This window comes from Salinicola sp. MIT1003, assembly GCF_001858555.1.
In the GTDB taxonomy this organism is placed as follows: Bacteria; Pseudomonadota; Gammaproteobacteria; order Pseudomonadales; family Halomonadaceae; genus Salinicola; species Salinicola salarius.
Genome location: NZ_MCAP01000039.1, coordinates 1 through 2,186, shown reverse-complemented (window position 1 = coordinate 2,186; position 2,186 = coordinate 1). Strand labels below are relative to the sequence as shown.

The following is a 2,186-nucleotide window of genomic DNA, read 5'->3' as shown; positions in this document are numbered from 1 at the left end:
TCTAGCACTCGCCTTCAAGCACTCGCCGGCGAAGCGGCCTGGCCCGAGCTTTCCGGCGGCACATTGACGGAGGCTCCACCGCCGCGTGTCGGGCCCTGTCGATTCTCGAACCGTAACAGACGCAGCGCATTCAGCGTCACTAGTACGGTGGCGCCGGTATCAGCCATGATAGCCACCCACAACCCGGTCAGACCAAACATGGTCGTCAACAGGAATACCGCCTTCAGGCCCAGCGCGATGGTGATGTTCTGGCGAATATTGTTCATGGTGGCGCGAGCCAGACGAATCATAGTCGCTATGTCGGTCACGCGATTACGCAGCAAGGCGCCATCGGCCGTTTCCAGGGCGACATCGGTGCCCGAGCCCATGGCCACGCCGACGTCGGCGGTGGCGAGTGCAGGCGCGTCGTTGATCCCGTCGCCCACCATGATCACCCGGTCCTTGGCGACCATTCCCTTGATTGCCGTGACCTTGTCGTCAGGCAGCAAGCCTGCCTGGAACTCGATGCCCAGCGGATCGGCAATCGCTTTCGCGGTACGGGGGTTGTCACCGGTCAGCATCACCGAGCGGATGCCCAGTGCCTGGAGATCCTTGATGCCGTCGATGGCGTCCGTGCGCGGCTCGTCACGCATGGCAATCAGTCCGACGATCGCGCCGTCCCTAAACACCACGACGGCCGTCTTGCCCTGCTCCTCCAGCGCAGCGATCCGCGTCTTCAGAGCCTCTGTCAGTACGCCCTGGTCTTCAGCGTAGCGTGGCGAACCGACATAGCTACGATGACCGTCCACGCTTGCCTCGACACCATGGCCGGCGATGACGCGTGCGTCCGACCCTTGAGAAAACGCGATATGACGCGATTCGGCATGATTCAACACCGCCTCGGCGAGCGGGTGGCTGGAGCCGGCCTCGACACTGGCGGCTAAGGCAACGACATCAGCCTCATCGTGGTCATCGGCAGCCGCTTGCACGTCGGTAACGACTGGTTTCCCGGCGGTCAGGGTGCCGGTCTTGTCGAAGGTCACGAGGCTAGCCTTGGCGGTGGACTCGATCACCGCGCCCCCCTTCAACAATAGCCCGCGGCGTGCCCCGGTAGACAGCGACGAGGCGATCGAAGCCGGTACCGAAATTACCAGCGCACACGGGCAGCCAATCAACAGCAGCGCCAGGGCTCGATAAGTCCATTCACCCCAAGCGCCGCCGAAAAGTAGCGGAGGAATGATCGCAACGAGTAGCGCGGTACCGACCACAGCGGGCATATAGACACGGCTGAAGCGATCAATGAAACGCTCGGTGGGCGCACGGGCTTCCTGTGCTTCTTCCACCAAGCGGATGATCCGCGCGATAGCATTGTCTTCGGGCGCCTTGGTGACGCGAATACGCAGCACGGCATCATTATTGATGGACCCGGCGAAGACCGACTCGTCGAGGGTCTTGCTCTTGGGCACCGATTCACCGGTCACCGGCGATTCATCGATAGAAGACGTTCCTTCAATGATCTGCCCATCGGCAGGAATCCGGTCGCCGGGTCGCGCGACGACGACCTGACCAATCTTCAGATTCGCGGCATTGACCTTGCGAGTCGCCCTCTGTGCGTCTTCGACCAGCGCGCTCTTGGGCACTAGATCACCCAGCGCGCGAATACTCGAGCGGGCACGATCCGCGGCCACCCCTTCAAGCACTTCGCCGACGGCGAACAGGAAGACCACCAGCGCCGCCTCCTCGGCGGCACCGATGATCAGCGCGCCACCGGCAGCGATGGTCATCAGCATTTCTATCGTGAATGGCATGCCCGCTCGTGCAGCGGAAAAAGCACGTTTCGCTACGGGAACCAGCCCGACCAGACACGCCAGGATGAAGCCCCAATAAGCCAGAGACTCCGAGGCCACCAGGCGCACCGCCACGGCGGCCAGCAGGACAGCCCCGGTCATGACCACCAGCCGGCCCTTGCCATGCAGAAACCAGCGTTTCGGTGAGGCCGACACTGCCTCGGCGACGCCTTCGTCAGCTGTGGAGCTGGCGCCATTGGAGCCATTACCGGTTATGGCGGTGCGCGGCGTTACACTGTAACCGAGCCGCTTGATCGATTTCTCGACGCTGTCCGGCGAGGTTTGCTGTTCGTCGAGCTTCAGCGTGAGCGTCTCGTTCATGACCGACACTTTGACGTCGGAGACTCCCGGCAGGTTCTC

1 protein-coding gene is annotated in these 2,186 nt (G+C 62.7%); it reads right to left on the bottom strand.

The annotated features are described in order from the left end of the window. Positions 1-14: 14 nt before the first annotated feature. A partial coding sequence (locus BC443_RS13205; protein WP_139284321.1) for a heavy metal translocating P-type ATPase occupies positions 15-2,186 on the bottom strand: 2,172 nt, incomplete at its 5' end.